The sequence below is a fragment of the Parasphingorhabdus sp. NYA22 genome (assembly GCF_976973735.1).
In genome coordinates this window covers 896,825-913,842 of sequence record NZ_OZ333477.1, presented here as the reverse complement: position 1 = coordinate 913,842, position 17,018 = coordinate 896,825, and the positions used below count along the sequence as shown (strand labels likewise).

The 17,018-nt window shown below is 56.5% G+C and carries 15 protein-coding genes; 7 read left to right on the top strand and 8 right to left on the bottom strand.

Annotated features, from left to right (window positions below; translation table 11 throughout):
- Window positions 1–19: 19 nt before the first annotated feature.
- Window positions 20–1,543 carry a lipopolysaccharide biosynthesis protein gene (locus ACWFTY_RS04490; RefSeq protein WP_447526196.1) on the top strand — a complete coding sequence of 508 codons (1,524 nt, stop codon included), beginning with the start codon at window positions 20–22 and terminating at the stop codon, window positions 1,541–1,543.
- Here ACWFTY_RS04490 and ACWFTY_RS04485 read toward each other — a convergent pair whose 3' ends face one another.
- On the bottom strand, window positions 1,544–2,542 hold the full coding sequence (locus ACWFTY_RS04485) for an adenosine kinase (protein ID WP_447526195.1): 999 nt from the start codon (window positions 2,540–2,542) through the stop codon (window positions 1,544–1,546).
- Between the two features lie 106 nt (window positions 2,543–2,648).
- On the opposite strand from ACWFTY_RS04485, the gene ACWFTY_RS04480 reads away from it, so the two are divergent.
- Window positions 2,649–3,338, top strand: coding sequence for an EI24 domain-containing protein (locus ACWFTY_RS04480; RefSeq protein WP_447526194.1), 690 nt, complete (start codon window positions 2,649–2,651; stop codon window positions 3,336–3,338).
- Entirely contained in the window at window positions 3,335–3,703 is a 369-nt protein-coding gene (locus tag ACWFTY_RS04475; protein ID WP_447526193.1) for a hypothetical protein, read from the top strand. Before ACWFTY_RS04480 ends, ACWFTY_RS04475 begins: the two co-directional genes overlap by 4 nt.
- Here the strand turns inward: ACWFTY_RS04475 and queG are convergent.
- Complete coding sequence (gene queG, locus ACWFTY_RS04470) at window positions 3,689–4,744, bottom strand: tRNA epoxyqueuosine(34) reductase QueG (protein WP_447526192.1); 1,056 nt, start codon at window positions 4,742–4,744, stop codon at window positions 3,689–3,691. The two genes, ACWFTY_RS04475 and queG, sit on opposite strands and share 15 nt — an antisense overlap.
- Before the next feature lie 44 nt (window positions 4,745–4,788).
- On the opposite strand from queG, the gene ACWFTY_RS04465 reads away from it, so the two are divergent.
- The 4 genes from ACWFTY_RS04465 (at window position 4,789) to msrB (ending at window position 8,966) form a co-directional block, all read left to right on the top strand.
- Window positions 4,789–5,751, top strand: a complete 963-nt coding sequence (locus tag ACWFTY_RS04465; RefSeq protein ID WP_447526191.1) for an ABC transporter ATP-binding protein — start codon at window positions 4,789–4,791, stop codon at window positions 5,749–5,751.
- Complete coding sequence (locus ACWFTY_RS04460; protein ID WP_447526190.1) at window positions 5,748–6,947, top strand: ABC transporter permease; 1,200 nt, start codon at window positions 5,748–5,750, stop codon at window positions 6,945–6,947. The genes ACWFTY_RS04465 and ACWFTY_RS04460 overlap by 4 nt, the downstream gene beginning before the upstream one ends.
- A 115-nt stretch (window positions 6,948–7,062) precedes the next feature.
- Window positions 7,063–8,379: a cytochrome P450 gene (locus tag ACWFTY_RS04455; RefSeq protein ID WP_447526189.1), complete on the top strand. Its 1,317-nt coding sequence runs from the start codon at window positions 7,063–7,065 to the stop codon at window positions 8,377–8,379.
- A gap of 80 nt (window positions 8,380–8,459) precedes the next feature.
- Window positions 8,460–8,966: a peptide-methionine (R)-S-oxide reductase MsrB gene (gene msrB, locus ACWFTY_RS04450; RefSeq protein ID WP_447526188.1), complete on the top strand. Its 507-nt coding sequence runs from the start codon at window positions 8,460–8,462 to the stop codon at window positions 8,964–8,966.
- A 10-nt stretch (window positions 8,967–8,976) separates the two neighbouring features.
- Here the strand turns inward: msrB and ACWFTY_RS04445 are convergent, their stop codons facing one another.
- The 6 genes from ACWFTY_RS04445 to ACWFTY_RS04420 form a co-directional block, all read right to left on the bottom strand.
- Window positions 8,977–9,354, bottom strand: a complete 378-nt coding sequence (locus ACWFTY_RS04445; RefSeq protein ID WP_447526187.1) for a VOC family protein — start codon at window positions 9,352–9,354, stop codon at window positions 8,977–8,979.
- Window positions 9,355–9,424: 70 nt separating this feature from the next.
- Window positions 9,425–11,203, bottom strand: a complete 1,779-nt coding sequence (locus tag ACWFTY_RS04440) for a hypothetical protein (protein WP_447526186.1) — start codon at window positions 11,201–11,203, stop codon at window positions 9,425–9,427.
- Complete coding sequence (locus ACWFTY_RS04435) at window positions 11,200–13,017, bottom strand: hypothetical protein (protein ID WP_447526185.1); 1,818 nt, start codon at window positions 13,015–13,017, stop codon at window positions 11,200–11,202. The genes ACWFTY_RS04440 and ACWFTY_RS04435 overlap by 4 nt, the downstream gene beginning before the upstream one ends.
- 222 nt (window positions 13,018–13,239) lie before the next feature.
- Window positions 13,240–13,617, bottom strand: coding sequence for a GtrA family protein (locus tag ACWFTY_RS04430; RefSeq protein WP_447526184.1), 378 nt, complete (start codon window positions 13,615–13,617; stop codon window positions 13,240–13,242).
- Between the two features lie 80 nt (window positions 13,618–13,697).
- Window positions 13,698–15,284, bottom strand: coding sequence for an NAD(P)/FAD-dependent oxidoreductase (locus ACWFTY_RS04425; RefSeq protein WP_447526183.1), 1,587 nt, complete (start codon window positions 15,282–15,284; stop codon window positions 13,698–13,700).
- Between the two features lie 124 nt (window positions 15,285–15,408).
- Window positions 15,409–16,974, bottom strand: a complete 1,566-nt coding sequence (locus ACWFTY_RS04420; RefSeq protein WP_447526182.1) for an amino acid permease — start codon at window positions 16,972–16,974, stop codon at window positions 15,409–15,411.
- Between the last annotated feature and the right edge of the window lie 44 nt (window positions 16,975–17,018).

Here is a 17,018-nt window from a genome sequence, read left to right as displayed (position 1 = left end):
GGGCCAACCGGAGAGCGATTTGAACAGTCCTGAACCATCAGGCACGGCTGGTGCAGCGCCACCGGAAGGCGACAAGCCAACTGACAAGAGCAAGGACGATATTGCCGCGCTGGCGAAAGGCGGACGGACCAATATATTCGGTTTTCTGCTGCGCCTCGCCGCGCGCCTGCCGTTTCTTTTTATCGCCGGACGTATCTATGGAGCCGATGCGCTGGGACGATTTGCCTATGCAATCTTGGTGGTGGAATTTGCGGCACAACTTGCAACCCTCGGTCTCAAGCGGGGACTGGCGGCGCAATTGAGCAAGACCCAGAGACCGCATGTTCATGTGGTCTGGGACGGCCTGCTGGTCAGCTTTCTTGCCTCTGCGGTTGCGGCGGGCATATTGATTGCCTTCCCGTTCATCATGTTCCCCAATAGCGAAATCAACGGCCTGGACCGGTTTCTGCCGCTCGTCATCTTCACCGTTGTCGGTGCGGACATCTCCCTGGCGGCCCTCGCCTATCGCTACGACATTGCCTCGACAGTGCGCGCACGGTCGATTGTAGAGCCCTGGACGATCAGTATCGCCGCTTTTCTCTTCTCTTATTATTCGCTCCGCGACGGCCTGATCATTGCCTATGTCGTGTCGATGGTCGCGGCACTGCTGGCATCGCTCTGGCCCTTGTTCAAAAGCTACGGACTGCCGCACGGCTGGCGACCAGAGCCGCTGAAAATTGCGAAGATCGCTCGGCGCAATATGCCGCTCGCGGCAGCCGACGCCGCCGAATGGGGATCGCGGCGGCTGGATCTGGCGATCCTCGGTCTGTTCGCTTCGCCAGCGATCGTCGGTATCTATTATATCGCCCAGCAAGTGGCGAGCCTGCCCCAGAAGCTCAAAACCAGCTTCGACCCCATTCTCGGTCCTGTCATCACCCGCAATCTCGAGGCAGGCAATTTAAAAGCCATTGCCAGCCAGGTCAGTCAGGTCGGCTACTGGATCATTGCCGCACAAATCGGCATTGCGCTGGCACTAGCGATCCCGGGAGAAGCCGTGATGGGACTGGTGGGGCCCGGTTTCGTCGGCGGGACCGGCGCACTGGCATTTCTACTCGCCGCCGAAGCCGTGGCGGCAACCGCTGTGGTCAGCGAATCGGCCTTGGTCTATATCGCGCGTCATCGCAATCTGCTGATCTCGCTGTCGATGCTATTGCTGCAAGCAGCGCTCAGCGTCGCCTTCATCCAGATCTGCATCTATCTTCAATGGGGACCATTGTTCCAGGCTGCGGCGGTCGCGGCAGCGCTGATGGTAGCACTCGCTTATGCGTCGGTGGTGAAAGCAATTTTCCTGTCGAAACTGCTCGACGCGCCGGTCAACGGCTGGCGCTGGACCTTGATGATCGCGGTCGGCGTCGCCAGCGCGGTCGGCTATCTCGCCACCCGTCTGCCCGAATGGGCGGAACTGATCGTCGGCATTCCGATGATCCTCGGCAGCTACGCCTGGGTCATCTGGAAATGGGGCTTTGGTCCGGAGGACAGGAAGCTCTTCAAAATGAAGGGCTGATCACCCCAGCCGTTTACTGACCAATTCCTTCAGATCCGCTTCCGGACGAGCACCAAAATGGGAAATCACTTCCGCTGCGGCGATCGCACCGATGGTCAGACATTCTTCCATTGGACGCTGCTCGATATAACCGCTCAGGAAGCCCGCTGCAAAAAGGTCGCCGGCACCGGTGGTGTCAACAATATGATCAACCGGCTCCGCAGCAACCGCAGTCGTCTTGCCATCACGAACCGCGATCGCGCCCTGTTCACTGCGTGTCACGATCAGAGTTTCGACCTTGGCAGCCGTCTGGGCAACCGCAGCGTCAAAATCTTCGGTTTCGGCCAGCATCATGATTTCCGCTTCATTGGCGAACAATATATCAATCTTGCCATCATCGATAAGCCCGGCAAATTCTTCCCGATGCCGGTCTACGCAAAATGTGTCAGACAGGGTGAAAGCGACCTTGCGGCCATGTTTCTTGGCGATATCGATGCCCAGCGCCATGGCGGCCTTGGGTTCGTCGGCGTCCCACAGATAGCCTTCGAGATAAAGGATCGCGCCGCTGGCGATCAAATCGGCATCGACCGCAGCAGGCGGCAGAAATTGCGATGCGCCGAGAAAGGTATTCATCGTACGCTGTGCGTCAGGCGTAACAAAAATCAGGCAACGCGCAGTCGGTGGCTCTTTGGCCAGCGGGGGCACGTCAAAATCGATGCCGGTCGCCCGAATATCATGGGCGAACACTTGGCCCAACTGGTCATCAGCCACCTGCGCGATGAGCGCGCACTGGCGACCCAGGGTCGACGCGCCAGCCAACGTGTTTGAACCCGAACCACCGCTAATTTCCCGCGCCGGCCCCATATCACGGTATAATTCTTCAGCGCGAGCGGCATCGATCAGCGCCATGCTGCCTTTGACCAGCTGCTCCTCGTCGAGAAAATCGTCGCTTGCTTGAGAGATTACGTCGACAATTGCATTGCCGATGGCGACGATATCATAACGGGCTTCGGTGGTCATAAAATTCCCTTTGAGCGGTTCGCGTTCTGTCGCGTGCGTTACGGCTTTGACCCGGAGCCTTCAAGCAGAATTGACGCTGGCCCGGCAATCGTGACATGAAGCGCAAATGTTTCAGGCCCTTGCACGTTCTTTTGCTCAACTCACCGACCGGACGATATTGGCAGTCCTGCTGAAGGTCATCCTGCTCACTATCCTGTTGTTCGGACTATTCGGCGTAGCAGCCTATTTCGGGCTAGTCTGGCTGTTCGCTTGGCTTGGCTGGACGGAAGGCGGATTTGCTGCTGCAGCTGGTGCAGCAATCATCGCCATATTAACCGGGCTTCTATTGTTCCGGATCGTCGCCATTTTCGTGCTCAACATCTTTTCAGATGATATAGTCGGAGCGGTCGAGCAGCGTTTTTATCCGGAACAAGCGGAAACCGCCAAACCGCCGGGCTATGTCGTCGGCATTAAAATGGGGCTCGCTTCCACTGGACGCGCGCTCGGCTATAATATTCTTGCCGCTCCGCTTTATATCTTACTTCTGGTGACCGGCATCGGTGTTCCGATTGTGTTTTTCTCGGTCAACGCCATTTTGCTAGGACGGGATCTTCAGGACATGGTCGCTGCCCGGCATGCCAGCGATTTCCACAATCTCGCTGCGGGCTGGAAACTCCCGAAGGTCGAGCGGTTTTTCCTTGGATTGATTACCGCGCTTTTGCTGGCGATACCCTTCGTCAATTTCCTTGCGCCGGTTTTGGGAGCCGCTATGGCTACCCATCTGGTGCATGGGAAGAAGAAAGAACAATCCACATGAAAGCCAAATTTCTTATATTGCTCAGCCTGCCTGCTCTCGCCGCCTGTGTCTCGACGGCGACTACGACCAGAAGTACCGGCCTGCCCGCCGTTTCGGGATCACCGCTCAGTTCCGTGGCAGGGCTAGATATCGTCATGGGTAAGACCGCCGATCAGCTGACTCGCCTATTCGGCACTCCCAAGCTCGACATTTCCGAACCGCCCGCCCGAAAACTGCAATTCGCCAGCGGCGCCTGCATCCTCGACGCCTACCTTTACCCCCAGGAATCCGGCGGGACCCAGCGGGTGACGCATATCGATACCCGCCGCAGCGACGGCGCAGCGGTCGACCGGGTCAGCTGCGTCAATGCGTTAAGGTTGCGCTGAGGCCAACTGATCAAGCGCCCAGCCGGCCGCTTCCCTGATCACTTCATCTTCATCTTTGAGGAGCGCCTGCACCGGCGCTACCAATGCTGCATCGCCGCTATTACCGGCAGCGATAAGGGCGTTGCGCACCATCCTGTCGCGGCCGGTTCGCTTGATCGGTGATCCGGAAAATACCTGCCGGAAATCGGCATCATCCAGCGCCAATATATCTACGAGTGCCGGAGCCGCCAGCTCCGCGCGCGGCAGGAATGCCTTGTTCGCCGCCCCCGCCTTCGCAAATTTATTCCACGGGCAGACTGCCAGACAATCATCACAGCCATAAATATGGTTGCCAATCGCCTTGCGATATTTATGCGGGATCGGTCCCTTATGCTCGATTGTCAGATAGGAAATACAGGCTCTCGCATCGAGCTGATAGGGCGCGGGAAAAGCGCCGGTCGGACAGACGTCCTGACAAGCCGAACAACTGCCGCAACTGTCTTTGCCCGGATTTGAAGGCTCCAGATCAAGGGTCGTGTAAATCGCGCCCAAAAACAACCAGCTTCCGTGCTCGCGACTGACAACATTGGTATGTTTACCCTGCCAGCCAAGACCCGCGGCCGCAGCAAGCGGTTTTTCCATCACCGGCGCGGTGTCGACAAAAACCTTTACCTCGCAATCCGCCTGTTCGACCAGCCAGCGGGCTGTCCGCTTGAGCGCGCCTTTCACCACATCATGATAGTCCTTGCCCTGTGCATAGACCGAAATACGACCGTGGTCGGAAACACCCTCCAGCGCGAAAGGATCGGTGGCAGGCGCATAGCTCATGCCCAGCATGATCACCGTCTGCACCTCGGGCCAAAGAGTTGCCGGATCAGACCGCTCGTCCGCCCGGTTCACCATCCAGAGCATATCGCCCTGACGACCGTCATCGAGCCATTGCTGGAGGCGCTGCTGCGTCCGGGGTCCAAGCGTTGCCGGAGCGATGCCGACAGCAGAGAAGCCCTCTTCCGTCGCCTTTTTTTCCAGCGCTTTGGTCAATCTTAACTTGTCATTCGGCATAGGCTGTCCCTATCAAACACTCCCGTCATATATGAAAGCCGTAAATGCACGCGCCCCATTCCGAATTTGCCGTAGAAGCTCGCAATATCAAAAAAAGATTTGATGGCGAGACAGCAGTGGACGGGATTAACCTGACGATCAAAAAGGGAAGCATATTCGGCATATTGGGCCCGAATGGTGCGGGCAAAACCACGACTTTGCGGATGCTGCTCGGGATAATCGACCCTGATGAAGGCGAACGTTTTCTGCTCGGATCGTCCGAACCGATTTCAAAAGCGCATCAGGTTGGCTATCTTCCCGAAGAGCGTGGCCTCTATCAATCAATGAAAGCCTATGACGCGATTGCCTTCATGGGCGCGCTGCGCGGTCTACCGCTGGCCGAGGGCCGCAAGCGTGGACGCAAGATGATGGAAGATCATGGCCTGGGGGATGCCGCCGACAAGCAGATCCGTCAGCTATCCAAAGGCATGGCCCAGACGGTGCAATTGCTCGGCACGCTTGTGCACGACCCCGATCTGATCATTCTCGACGAGCCTTTCTCCGGACTGGACGCGCTGAACCAGGGCAAGCTGGAGCGGTTGATCCGCGATCAGGCCGACAAAGGTGTCACGATTATTTTTTCGACCCATGTGATCGCACATGCCGAAAGATTGTGCGAAGAGATCGCCATTATCGCCGACGGCAAAATCCCGTTTAAAGGCAAGGTTTCAGCAGCGCGCGACCGGCTGCGTCCGCAAGTCCATCTCGAAACCCGCAATCTCGATGGCCCCTGGCGCAAAGCGATCCCTGCCGACTGCAAACCGCTCGGTCACAACTGGCATTTCACTTTGCCGGAAAGCGGCGTCGAGCCCTTGCTGCATGCCCTTGTAGAAGGCGGTGCCGGAATCGAATCCCTGTCGATCGAACGCCCCGGCCTGCACGATGCCTTTGTCCAGATCGCCGGCGAAGCGGTTGCCCGTAAAATGGACGCCGATGCCACAGCCAATGATATGGACGCCGCAGTATGATCGAAACCATCCGCGCCGCCTTCGTCATCGCCCGCCGCGATTTTACCGCAATCATATTTTCCAAATCCTTCTTTTTCTTTCTGCTCGGCCCGCTGTTTCCGATCGGAATCGCGGTTGCTGCGGGTGGCTTGGGAGCTCAGGTTTCTCAGGATATCGACAATCCTGTCATCGGTGTCGCCCTGAGCGCGGGAGAAGCGGAAACCCTGCTTGCGGCCCGATCGCGGCTATCGGAGAATCTGGGTACAAGAGCGCTGCCGGATCTTTTTGTCCTCAACAATTTTTCCGGACAAGAAACAGACATTATTGCAAAACTGCACAGCGAGAAATCGCTGACCGCTATCCTGTCCGGGACATTGGCCGAACCCGTGCTGACCGGTTCGGAACGCGACGTCAAACGATGGCAGGGCAAAATCGCCTTGCTCGCGGAGACCGCGCTTTCGCAGCCCACTGCGATCGATATCAAAACGACCTATGTCGGTCAGACCAGCAGTTCCAGCGAACGCAACCAGTTGCTGACGGCGCAGGCCGGTCAGGCAATCCTGATATTGCTGACGATGATTCTGGCGGGCATGGTTTTATCCAATCTGGTCGAGGAAAAGACCAACAAGATCATTGAAATTCTCGCCGCCGCCATCCCGATGGATGCGATATTTCTCGGTAAATTATTCGCGATGCTGGGAATGGCGCTTGTTGGAATCACGGTCTGGAGTACGATGGGATTGTCCGTAGCGCTTCTGGTTGGCGGAAACTGGGATGCCCTGCCTTCGCCCGCCGTCGGCTGGCCGCTATTCTGCCTGTTGCTGATACTCTATTTCTCGATGGCCTATCTGCTTCTGGGGTCGCTGTTTCTCGGCATCGGGGCAATGGCAACAACCGTCCGGGAAGTGCAGACGCTGTCGATGCCGGTCACCATGGGGCAATTGCTGGTCTTCTTTCTCGCTTATTCCTCGATCACCAAACTGGGCGAACCGGTAGAATGGTTCGCCGTCCTGTTCCCGTTCAGCTCTCCTTTCGCGATGATTGCGCGCGCGGCCCAGATGGATAATATCTGGCAACATGGTCTGGCGCTGATCTGGCAGGCGATTTTCACGATAATCATCATCCGTTTTTCGGTAATGCTCTTCCGCCGCAACGTGATGAAATCTGGCCAGACCGCCCGCAAAAAAGGTCTGCTCGCCAGAGTCACCGGAAAATAGTCTCGAGATTCACGCCATTTGCCGAAAAGACATTGACATTACTGTCAATAGCGCCAGATTGGACTAGTTTTGAAACGCAACCGATTGCTGCAACCAGCAACGGCAGGAGAGACTTATGGCATCCGTTCCCCAAATTGACCTTGATAACCTGACCACCTCGCCCACCGCCGATGAGGCGCTGGAAGGCTGGTACAAGCGCAATCCTCCCATCACAGATGGTGATCCCAACCCTTGGGATGTCAGCCGCGCCGAGCTGTACAGCAAGGATCTCTGGCGCAAGCCCTTTGCGGAAATGCGTGCGCAGGCACCGATTAACAAGGTCGAAGGCGGAGTGCACGGGGATTTCTGGAACATCACCACCTACAAACCGATTCAGCATGTCGAAGCGCTACCGGATATTTATTCCTCCGATGTTTCCCACGGCGGCATCACCATCGCGAATCCCGATTTCGATGATGCCGATTTTCAGCTGCCGATGTTCATCGCCATGGACCGGCCGAAGCACACTGGTCAGCGGCGCACCGTAGCACCGGCCTTCACGCCAACCGAGATGAAGCGGATGGAAACCGAAATCCGCCAGCGCACCGAAGAAGTGCTTGATGGCCTGCCATGGGGCGAAAAATTCGACTGGGTCGACAAGGTCTCGATCGAACTGACCACCGGCATGCTTGCAATCCTGTTCGGCTTTCCGTGGGAAGACCGCAGACTGCTGACCTACTGGTCCGACTGGGCCGGTGATGTCGAACTGTCGGTTGCCGAGGATTTGACTGAACAGCGCCGCCATATCCTGTATGAAATGGGCGCCTATTTCACCAAGCTGTGGAATGAACGGGTGGATGCAGAACCGACCCCTGACCTGATCTCCATGATGATCCATTCCGAACATATGCGCGACATGGATCCGATGGAATTCATGGGTAATCTGGTGCTGCTGATCGTTGGCGGCAACGACACTACCCGCAACACCATGTCGGGCGTGGCTTATGGTCTGGGCCAGTTTCCCGAAGAACGGGAAAAGCTTCAGCAAAACCCCGATCTTATTCCCAATGCGGTGCAGGAAATCATCCGCTGGCAGACCCCGCTCGCTCATATGCGGCGCACGGCGCTGGAAGATCATGACCTGTTCGGACATCAGATCAAAAAGGGCGACAAGGTCGTCATGTGGTATATTTCCGCCAACCGCGATGAAGAGGTTTTCCCGGAAGCAGACAAGATCATTGTCGACCGCGAAAACGCGCGGCGGCATCTCGCGTTCGGCTATGGCATCCACCGCTGTGTCGGTGCCCGTCTCGCCGAGTTGCAGATCCGGATACTACTGGAAGAAATGCACAAGCGCCGCATGCAGGTTAATCCGACCGGCAAGAATCGCCGCGTCCATGCCTGTTTCGTCCACGGTTTCCGCGAGTTGGAAGTAGAGCTTTCGAAATATTGATCAGTTCCCGTTCAGGCATAAATCTGTAACCAATCGCTGACCTGCTTCGAATGATTCAGGAATAGCGGAAAGGATTGCAGATGAAATCGCTTGATCGGCGCACCGTCATATCCGAAACTCTGGTTGCCGCCGGAGCGATTGGAGCTGTCAGCCTCTCGGGCCTGTTCGACAATGCGGAAGCACGAGCCGGTGGCAAATTCGCAATCAATCGGTCAGCTGACGAATGGAAACGTCGGCTGGGCGCCGCCCGCTATCGGATATTGCGTCTGGAGGGCACCGAACGCGCCTATTCCAGCCCGCTGAATGACGAAAAACGCAAAGGCGTCTATGCTTGCGCCGGGTGCAATCTTGGCCTGTACAAATCGGCGCAAAAATATGACAGCGGCACCGGTTGGCCGAGCTTCTGGGGTCCGATCGCCAAGGACCGGATTGGCACAACCAGAGACTACAAGATCGGCTATCCGCGCACCGAAGCCCATTGCGCGCGCTGCGGCGGACATCTGGGGCATATTTTCGATGATGGACCGAGACCCACCGGCAAGCGTCATTGCATCAACGGACTGGCGCTGAAATTCATTCCCGCCTGAACCGCAGCGATCAGCTTTCCGGAGCGTCTACCTGCTGCCAGAATTCCAGCTTGATCCCGTCACAATCGAGAATCCAAGCAAATTTGCCATAGCCTTCGTCAATATGGCCCAGAATCTCGAGACCCTTTTCCTTGAGCTTCTCGACATAGGCGTCCAGATCATCAACCCGCAGGTTGATCATGAACTGCGCCTCGCTGGGTTTCAGATATTCGGTGGTTTCGGGGAAATGACTGATCAGGCTATACGGTTTGTCACCCTTTTCATCCGACCAATTGAGCATCGGACCATATTCCCCGTCCAGTTCGAGATAGTCCTTATACCATTTGCGTGTTGCTGCCGGATCTTTCACCTTGTGAAAAATCCCACCGAGACCGGTGACCCTTGCCATTATAAACTCCGTGGTTCTTATTATCTGCGACCATCTCAATGTGCGACCATCGAGCAAAACCTATCATAGTTTACATTTGGTTAGGCAAGTCTTTTGCCGCCACACGCCAGATTCTCAAGCTATTGTCCCGAATATGGACAGAATGCAGCCAGTCCGGCTTCTTTTCTTTAGCCAGTCGGGCCCACAGGCCATCGGGATGTTTCTTCGCATAAATGGCCAGCTCCGCTTCATCGTCGCAGGCAACAATATAGCGGATATTGTGTGCTTCCAGTATGCCGCGCGCGACATCCGGTACCGAGGTGAATATCCTGATCTGGTCACCCATCGCCTGATCGTTGCGATGATGGCTGGTGGCGAGCACGCTATGCGGAGTCAGCAGCAAGATGCGCGGACCAAAATCAAAGGGTGCCAGAATATTGGAACGGGGCAAGGCGTTAAGCCGGGCAAGCGACTCGTCGCTCCTGCACATGGCGTTTTCCGGATTGTTCTCGGCTTTTATTTCCTCTGCGCTGACACTGTTGAACAGCGCCACGGCCAGCGGTCCCGGCATGATCAGCATCACGACCGCTGCTGTGGCGATTATACGTGTCAGCACATTGCTGATACCCCGCGCTTTGACAAAGGCCTGATGCACGGCCCAGGCCAGAAACGGCAGGGCAAAGGCCGCTGCAACCGCCGTGGCGCGCTGTACGAAAAACGACAACACCAATGCCCAGAGAAAGGCATAGCCGAGGATGAATAAATTGTTGCGGTCGATCTGGCCGGGCCGTGCACGGACGATATAGATCAGACTGCCCAGCCCGACGATGATCGATCCTCCGAGCAAGGTGACCATGGTCTTGCCATTCTGGTACCAGATCGGCAGACCTTCGAGGACGTTGACCAGCCAATATTCGCGGACAACCGGATCCATCGTGTTGAACGCCCCGCCGACACATTGCGGCGCCAGACTACAGAAGATGGCCAGTGCCACCACACCGGCTACGGCCAGGCTGAGGACGCGCAACAGGATATTCGCGGGCAGCCACTTGATCGCCGGCAATATGACAGTGGCCCCCGCCGTACAGGCCAGCAAATGTGCCGGGGAAAGCGCGTCACAATAGTTGATGACAATGTTGAAATTGCCCTGGCTGCCAAAATAGAAAAGGAAACTCGCAATCAGAAAGCTCAGCAGAGTCCAGAATAGACGAACTCCCTCTTCGGTCTGGAAAACCCAGCGCCAGACCAGGAGTACGATAAAGGCAGCCGATAGCGGCAGTCCTTCGAGTGATATCGAAAGCCAGAGCGCGAGCGCCACACCCAGCGCGATGCCGCCCTTGCGCTTGTCAGGCCAGAACATGGTCCACAGTGCAGCGAGCGCGAGCACGATCTGCCAGCCATGATGATCCACCCGCATCGGCCGGATCTGGGCAACAATCGGGACCGCGGTCGCGGTTAAGGTTGCCGCCAGAATCGCGATCGGGCGATCGAAAATCTGTTCGGTAATCTTGGCAACCAGCCACATGGCTACACCCAGCGTGATCAGCGGCACGATGACCATTGCCGCGGTTTCGGCGGTCGCCGCTCCCAACAGCGGTTTGAGCAACAGAAATACCAGAGCCAGCGGCAGTTCGATCCAGCGGGGCCAGTGCATCGGCTGGCTGTCCGGTTCGCCGATCCGATATTGGGTGGTGTCAAACCAGCTTTGTCCTGCGAGCCAGTCGCGCAGCTGCACCATACGCAGCTGATCGTCCGGATCCCAGCCGATGCCGGTCATGATCTGGCCACGGGTCACCAGTATCAGCAATGTGCAGACAGCTATCCAGACGAGTATGAAACGACTCCAGAGAAAGGACTTATCAGTGGTCATTCACCTGCCTCGTTCTTCCTGATGCGCCAGATGTTAAAAGGTCCGATCATCGGTAGCGGTTCCAGCCACTCGAAATCTTCTCCGGCCTGCACTTTCGCCCAAAACCCTTTTGGTGCACGGAGTGTATAATAATTAAGTTCGGGGCTGCCGTTACAGCCTATCAGATATTCTACTTCACGCCGGGCCATGATCGTTTCCGCTTGCTCTGGCGAACCAGTAAACGTCTGGATAACATCCTTCATGGCATATTGATTACGATGATGGCCGGTTGCGACGACACTGAGCCGTGTATGCTGCAAGATCAAAGGGCTCACATCCAGCCCGGTCATGATCCGTGCCTTACCGAGGATGCCCAAGGCCTGAATGGAATTTATGGTGTGACAGCTTAACGCTTCTTCAAGCTTGATTTGGTCGTCAATCGCGACAGCACCCTGCTCTTCGCTCGAGCGGTTTTGCAGGACCGAATAGACTATCGGTGCAACCACCGTTGGTGCCAGCATCATCGCACCAACAATCTTCAGCCCCAAGCGCGATACAAGACGGGACTTTCCATCGCTCGCTTTGAAAATCTGCAAGACCGCCGGTGCGACAATGACGTTCGCAACGCAGAGCACATAGACCGACACACGGGACACATAGATACCCACTACCGCCGATCCCAAAAACAACAGGAGCAGCAGCACCTTGTCACGCGGTGCTACCTTTTCATCGAACCTGAAAAGATAGACAAATCCAGCCAACCCGACGGCGATTGCTGCAATTATCTGCAACTGCCTGATATCGCCGATCTGCCAAAGCGGTAGACCTTCGGGCGTCCGGTTGAACCAATATTCGCGGACGAGAGGATCCAGGTTGCTGAATGCGTCGCCCGCACATTGCGGTGCAATCAAAACCACCGTTGCGATTCCCGTCGCTCCGGCGACCGCACAGACAGTCAATCTATTAACCAGTTTTCCATGCAACCCGGCCCATGACGCAGCGGATATTATGGCGGCAACCGACACAAGGGCGGCCAGATGAAAGGGAGAAAGAGCATCGCAATAGTTGGATTGAAACCCGAGCCCCTCTGTCACCAAGTACAGCAAGCCGGCTGTCCCTGCTGTTGCCACTAGCGCCAGCGGAAATTGATTTGCAAACCTCTGATTCTGTTCACCTTGCTCGGGAAACAGCCAGCGCAACGAGAACAATCCGAGAAACAGGATAACAAAGGGCAATCCCTCCACCGATATTTCCAGCCACGTCGCTGCCGCAATCCCCAGAAGGAAGGCCGCGCGTCTGGGTCGGGCGCGATCAATCAGTGCGAACATGCACGTCAGAAAGAGAACCAGCTGCCAGCCGTGATGGTCGATCCGCATGGGTAAAAGCTGGTTGATCACCGGAATGATGGCAAAGACCGACACTGCAGCAAGCAGCGCCGCCTGATGGCCGAATAGCCTTTCCGTGATTTTCGCGGTCAGCCAAAGAAGGACCCCGAGAGTTAGCAGCGGAACGATCGTTGCCGCGATTTGGCCAGCCACCATCGGCCCCAGGATCGGCTGCAACATAAGGACCAGCGCGCCAACCGGCACGTCAACCAAACGTGACCAGTGCATCGGACCACCGTCGGGCGGGTTTATTCGATATTGTGTGACATCGAACCAGCTCTGCCCGGCGAGCCAGTCCATGATTTGCACCATCCGCAGATTGTCATCGGCGTCCCCCATCTGGAACGCGATAATCTGCGACCATTGTGCGATGATCAGCAAGGTTGAGAGCACGACCCAGACAGCAAATATCTGCTGACGAAAATAGCGTGGAGAAAGAAGTGATGTCATTATTTTCCTTTCTCCGAGCGGTGCCTTCATATGCCTGCTGCCATTGACCCGATACGCAAATTAGCGCGCTCGATCGTCTTTTAGATACAGCCTTGGAAGAAATGTTCCAGCAAGTGTACTAATCGCTGACAGTGGAAAAAAGTGACCTGCCGCAAAATTCACTGCCTTCCGCAACACTCAGTTTCAGAATAATTTAGCCGAATATTTCTGGTGCATCTTCAGTCACCGGAAAACACCGAATTTTCGTGTCAGATAAACCACGAAGAAGCTCACAAAAACCGCCGATCCCTTGGCAACAACCGGCAGAAATCCGAGCTCGGTGAACCAGCTGACGATCGCCACGGTTATACCAAGGCCCAAAATGGCGGTGCCAATGAAACCAATGCGCTGAAGCTGCAATGCGCCGCCTAGCCTTTCCTTTCCGGGAAAGACGAAACGCGATGATATCATCCAGTGTATCACGATACCGGCGGAATAGCCCAGAGCCGATGCCCAGCCGGGTTCGACCAGAAAGGCCACAAGCACCATGAACAATGATACATCAAAAGCCAGTGAAACGATACTCGCCAGCAAATAACGGGTGATCGAAAATCGCTGCATAATGGCTAGCGGCGCGGGCAGGCTTCCTGCCCAAACGCCAACCATTGACCGTCTATCCTGTCCGCTGCGTTCCATCCTGGTTACGCCGCTTTGGATGGTTTGGCGTCAGGCACGGTTTCCTCGATCCGTTTCGGCACATCACGCATGCTTTCGAGCGCGGCGACACGGTCTTCGCTGATTTCTTCGGCAATGACCTGCTGTTCACCCTCGTCGCCGGATTCATGATATTCGGCGTCTTCGTTGACGTTCCAGACATTCCATTTGCGGGTGCCGGCTTCGATGTTCTCCACCGTCAGCATCGCGGTCATCATCGCGTGATCCTGATTATTATAGCGGTGCATGCCATTGCGACCGACCATGTGTAACGTCGGGAAGCGGCTTTCCAGATCATCGCGCATGGTGGCGACATTCCGTTCATAGCTGTCGTCATAGACCGGATAGGCCTTTTCCTGACGCACAACCGCGCCGCCGACGACATCGTCGGGATTGCACAGGCCCAGAATTGCCATTTCCTGCTTGGCGAGTTCGATCAGTTCCTCGTCGGACGAAGACCAGAGACCGTCATTTTCAAAACAGAAATATTCGAGGCCGACACAGGCGATATTCTCGTCCGGGACCATTTCGGGTGACCAGCTGCGGAAATTCTGCACACGGCCGACTTGCACGCGATCGTCGTGGATATATATCCAGTTGTCCGGGAACAGATCCTCGGACTTTACCTTGAGCGCCACGGTCAGAAAATCGCGATAGTTGAGATCCTGCGCTTCCGGCATGGATTTCGGCAGCGGATGGATACGGGTAGCAAGCTCGCGCATTGGCGCGCTTGAAATCACATGTTTCGCAGTGATGATGGTTTCGCCATCGGCATTCGTCGTACTCATCCGCCAGTTGCCGTCGGCATCCTGGGCCAGCTGTTTCAGGCTGTGCCCCATCAGCACTTCGTTGCCCTTGGCTTCGACATGGGCTTTTGCTGCATCCCACATCATGCCGGGGCCGAGGCGTGGATAGCGGAAGGTTTCGAGCAGGGTTTTGACTTCCTGTCCGTCATTGGGTTTCTTGTTGAGGCCGAGCGAACGTTTCAGACCGTCGGTCACCGCGTTCCACAGGCTCAGGCCCTTGATACGCTGTGCCGCCCAGTCCGCCGACATTTCGTCGCACGGCATGCCCCAGACCTTCTCGGTATAGGTCTTGAAGAAAATCGAATAGAGCTTGTAGCCAAACTGGTTAACGGTCCAGTCTTCAAAGCTTTTCACATTCTTGTTCGGAAAAACCTTGGCCTTGCCATAGCTCAGCATGCAAAGCGTCGAGCGCCAGATGCCGAGATTCCACAGGGCTTCAAAGGCACGCAGCGGATAGCTGTAGAATTTTCCTTCATAGTAGATGCGGCTCATCCGCGGGCGCTGGATGAAGTCGTCTGGCAGGATTTCATTCCACAGATCGACCACTTCCTGGCTTTTGGAAAAGAAGCGATGCCCGCCAATATCAAAGCGGAAGCCTTCATGCTCTACCGTCCGGCTGATTCCGCCGACATATTTCGGATCCTTTTCGATCACCTTGACCGAATAGCCCTTCTTCGAAAGCAGGTAGGCGGCGGTCAGGCCAGCCGGCCCCGCGCCAATGATGGCGACATCTACCGGAGAATTTTCGGGCGTGCTCTGTCTGGTCATAAAGTTCGTTCCCTGTTCATGGCGCGCGCATATCCGCGCCGTTCATGTTTCAGAAACAGGAGTGAACGAAATTGGTTAGCAGATAGTTAACATCGCCCTGAAATTTACAGTCCGCAAAAACAGCTTATTGGTCGCTGATCGGCGGAACCGGCTGCGGCGGTGCATCGACATCCGCCTCGTGCACCTCGATATGGCCGCGCCCGACGTGGCTCTTTCTGTAACCATAAGCGAAATAGAGCAGCAGTCCGATCCCGCCCCAGATCGGCAATACCAGCTTCGCATCCAGCGGCAGATTGTAGAAAAGCCCCAGACAGCCGACGATCGCCAGCGGTGCGACCACCCAGACCAGAGGCGTGCGGAACGGGCGGTGTCGCCCGGGATCGGTACGGCGCAGGATCAGCACCGCCACCGCGACCATTAGAAAGGCAAACAGAGTCCCCGAATTGGAAATATCCGCAAGCCGCCCCACGGGCAGAAACGCCGCGAATATCGAAACCGCGACACCGGTGATAGCGGTCACGATATGCGGTGTTTTCCATTTCGGGTGAATAGTTGCGAGCTTTTCCGGCAGCAGACCATCACGCGCCATCACGAAGAATATCCGCGTCTGGCCAAACAGCATGATCAATATGACCGATGGCAAGGCGAGGAAGGCGGCAATGCCGATGATATTGCCAAAGGCCGGATAGCCGATGTTCCGCAGCACAAAGGCCAGCGCCTCGTGGCTGCACACCAGAGGTTCGTGGCCCGCCGTCAGCAAGGCCTGACATTGCGCTGCAAAGGCGGTGCTGCCCGGCGCGAGCACATTCCCCGCTGCGTCGACAATCGGTTGCGCGCCGACGGTGCCAATCGCTCCCGCCGCGACCAGCAGATAGAAAACGGTACAGATAGCCAGGCTGCCGAGCAGCCCAATCGGCACATTGCGTTGCGGGTTCTTGGTCTCCTCCGCTGCTGTCGACACCGCATCAAAACCGACATAAGCGAAAAATATCGAGGCCGCAGCGCCGACCGCACCAAAACCGCGGCTTTCACCAAACCAGCCATTGGGCAGGAACGGATCGAAATTCTGACCCTGCATCATCGGCAGCGTGAGGACGATGAACATGGTCAGCGCCGAAACCTTGATCGCCACCAGCACCGCATTGACCTTGGCGCTCTCGCTGGTGCCGACCATCAGCAGAAAGGTCACCAGCAAAGCGATGATCAGCGCCGGCAGATTGATCAGCCCGCCCGGCGCATAGCCGCCAATCGTCAGCGCCCTCGGCAACTCTATCCCGGCATTGGCCAGAAGACCGACAAAATAGCCTGACCAGCCCACCGAAACTGCGCTCGCCGCGACCGCATATTCCAGGATCAGCGCCCAGCCGACCATCCAGGCCAGCAACTCGCCCATCACCGCATAGGTATAGGTATAGGCCGAGCCCGATACCGGCACCATCGAGGCCAGTTCCGAATAGCAGAGCGCCGCAACCGCACAGACCAGCCCGGCAATAACGAAGCTCCACATCATCCCCGGTCCGGCCTTCTGCGCCGCCTCCGATGTCAGTACGAAAATTCCGGTGCCGATAACTGCACCAACGCCCAGCAAGGTAAGCTGAACCGGGCCGAGAGAGCGGGTTAGCGCCTTTTTCTCTGCCGTGGCCAAAATCGCGTCGAGAGGCTTGATACGTCCGAAAAGATTGAAGGCCATGAAGCAATCCTATCCCGAAAAACTGCGCTTGGATTACGCCGATT